This window comes from Microcoleus sp. B3-D7 (genome assembly GCF_036705305.1).
Lineage (GTDB): Bacteria > Cyanobacteriota > Cyanobacteriia > Cyanobacteriales > Microcoleaceae > Microcoleus.
Genome location: NZ_JAUBUE010000118.1, coordinates 1 through 2748, shown reverse-complemented (window position 1 = coordinate 2748; position 2748 = coordinate 1). Strand labels below are relative to the sequence as shown.

Sequence of the window (2748 nt, the reverse complement as noted above, 5' to 3'; positions counted from 1 at the left end):
GATGGAAATCCATGAGCTTAGCCTCTAGCATAAAGTTCCTATATTATACAGTTTCCACCGCCAACCCAGAAGAGCCAAATTACGATGCTTTTACCCCCCCGTGTAGGGATTGTTTATCAACCCATTCCAGAACTTTCTGTTTATGCCAGTTATTCGCGCTCGTTTAATCCAGGTTCGGCAAGAACAGCCGGCGGCAATATCATCGAACCCGAAACCGGAAAAGGCTACGAAGCTGGTATCAAAGCGGAGTTGCTTGACAGAAGGCTTGCTGCTACTTTGGCATATTTTGACATTACAAAACAAAACGTTGCCGTCACCGATCCGAATAATTCTTTATTCTCAATAGCCAGTGGAGAACAGCGGAGTCGAGGGCTTGAACTAGATATTTCGGGACAAATTTTGCCTGGTTGGAATATTATTGGTGGTTACGCCTACACTAACGCGGAAGTTACAGCAGATCCCAACCGCGATTTGGTTGGCAACAGATTGTTTAATGCTCCCAAACATAGCGGTAGTCTGTGGACAACTTATCAAATTCAAAGAGGAGAGTTGCAGGGTTTAGGCTTTGGGGTTGGGTTTAATTATGTTGGAGAGAGAGAAGGGGATCTGGATAACAGCTTTGAAGCGGATAGTTATTTCTTAAGCAATGCCGCAATTTTTTATGAGCGGGATAATTTGCGATTTGGTATCAACATCAAAAATCTGTTCAATATCAACTACATCCAAGCTGTCACGGGTAGCAGAGCGTTTGGCAATAAGCCTGGTGAACCATTGACAATAATTGGTTCATTTACCGTGAAGTTTTGATAGTTATTTTGCAACTTTGCAACGACTCGCTCGCATTCTAAATTTTTCTACCAGGAGACTCCACCATGAAACGATTTCAACTTAATCCAATTCTCATTCTAACTGGGGTAATGGCGATCGCTTGTCAACCCGTATCAGATTCAGCACAAGTCAATCAACCTGAGGCGAAACTAACCTCAGAAAACATTGCAAGTCGATCTGAAAAGACTGCGGAGCAAGCCCCCCCAAAAATTACGCCTCGATCGCCTGTAGCTACTCAAGTGATCTCGATGAACGCTTATAAAGTCCCTTACTTAGGATTTAATGGCGTGTTTAATCTCAACACAGAACACCAGAACTCGGTCAAAGATCCGCGCAACCCCAAACGCATTGATATCAATAAAATGGAGAAATTCACCTTCTACAAAGATGCAGCCGGGAAAAAACCAATCGCACGGAATTGTCAGTATGTTTACATGGGTGCAACTGGAGATGGTAAGTATTACGCTGAATACAAAATGACTTGGGATTTATTTGAGTTGGTGAAAGATGAACAGCAAGATCCAGGTTGTAATCGCTTCCAGTATCTTAGCTTCATTCCGCCGCATGGTGAATTAAATGGTGAACCAATACATATGCACTTTCGGTATGCCAGTAAGCCATCTAGCTTTGCAACGCTTGTAAATATGACCAACGATAAAGAAGATGCCGCTAAATTCAGTCCTTGGTTTGCGACTTATTGCGGTGGTGGCAAAACAAAATGTGGCAAAGGAGAGTGATGTTAAAAGCGATGAAAATTCGGAATTTCGTTCTCAACATTCACAGCATCATTGGCATATTTCTGGGATTAATTTTTGTCATGAGTGGTTTGACTGGTAGCGCGATCGTCTTTCGTGAAGAAGCCGATCGAGCATTGAATCAAACTTTGATGCAGGTCACTCCCCAACCCAAAAAAGCGTCGATCGACCGGATTTTTGATTCTGTCCAGCAAGCCTATCCAAATCTGCGAGATCCGTTGATTCGGTTTCCCAAAACACCCGAAGATACCTATAACTTTGGCGGACATTTACCCGACGAAAATCACTTAGAAGTCTATGTGAATCCTTATACAGCAAAGGTATTGGGTTCGAGAGTGTGGGAGCGATCGTTTATCGGTTTTATGCACACTTTACACTACACCCTCTTTCTAAAAAAGCCCGGTCACATGACAATGGGTTTTGTGGCTGTATTGCTATTGCTGACCACTATCACAGGAACGTTACTTTGGTCGGGTTGGCGAAACTTAAAAATCGGATTCAAAATTCGCTGGAGAGCACCTGCACCGCTATTGAATTACGACTTGCATAACGTCGGCGGTATCCTCACAACAATTCTACTCAGCATCCTTGCTTTTACTGGCTCAGTGATTATTGCAGCGCAATTTTTATTAGGTGGAGCGGGTCAGCCCGAAGCCAAACCCCTTCCATCTCAAACTCAAACACCAATTGCACTGAGTCAATTAATTCAAAAAGCCGATGCTGCCCTTCCCGGTGGAAATATTTCCTACGTCCAATTTCCTGAAGACCAAGCCAATAAGCTGGTTATTCAGAAACGTTTTCCCGAACAAAAAACGGGACATTTTGACTTTAGTGCAGTGGAGATCGATCGCTTTACGGGCAAGGTGTTGAAAGCAGAGAAAGTGCTGGAACCAAATCCCGTATTTAAGGTTCTGTTGGTAATTGTTAATTTGCACTACGGCACATTTGGCGGGATTTTCACTCGCATTCTCTATGTTTTCATTGGGTTAATGCCTGCTGTTTTATTAATCACCGGTTTAGTGATTTGGAAACGGAGACGGTGGCGGATGGAAAGAGGGGAATCAGCATCCCAATTGTGGGCTGAGGAAACGGGTGCATCTCAGTTTTGCAAATCCCTGAAAAAATAGCTCAAATGAAAAAGCTAGTAAAACCGTAAAAAAAACGA

3 protein-coding genes are annotated in these 2748 nt (G+C 43.3%); all 3 read left to right on the top strand.

Going from position 1 to position 2748, the window contains the following annotated elements:
- Positions 1-84: 84 nt before the first annotated feature.
- The 3 genes from QUB25_RS29520 (at position 85) to QUB25_RS29510 (ending at position 2710) form a co-directional block, all read left to right on the top strand.
- Positions 85-807 carry a TonB-dependent receptor domain-containing protein gene (locus QUB25_RS29520; RefSeq protein WP_333189014.1) on the top strand — a complete coding sequence of 241 codons (723 nt, stop codon included), beginning with the start codon at positions 85-87 and terminating at the stop codon, positions 805-807.
- Positions 808-872: 65 nt separating this feature from the next.
- Positions 873-1565 (top strand): hypothetical protein, encoded by a 693-nt coding sequence (locus tag QUB25_RS29515; protein ID WP_333063161.1) that lies wholly within the window; start codon positions 873-875, stop codon positions 1563-1565.
- Positions 1547-2710 carry a PepSY-associated TM helix domain-containing protein gene (locus QUB25_RS29510; protein WP_333189011.1) on the top strand — a complete coding sequence of 388 codons (1164 nt, stop codon included), beginning with the start codon at positions 1547-1549 and terminating at the stop codon, positions 2708-2710. The genes QUB25_RS29515 and QUB25_RS29510 overlap by 19 nt, the downstream gene beginning before the upstream one ends.
- The last annotated feature ends 38 nt before the right edge of the window (positions 2711-2748 follow it).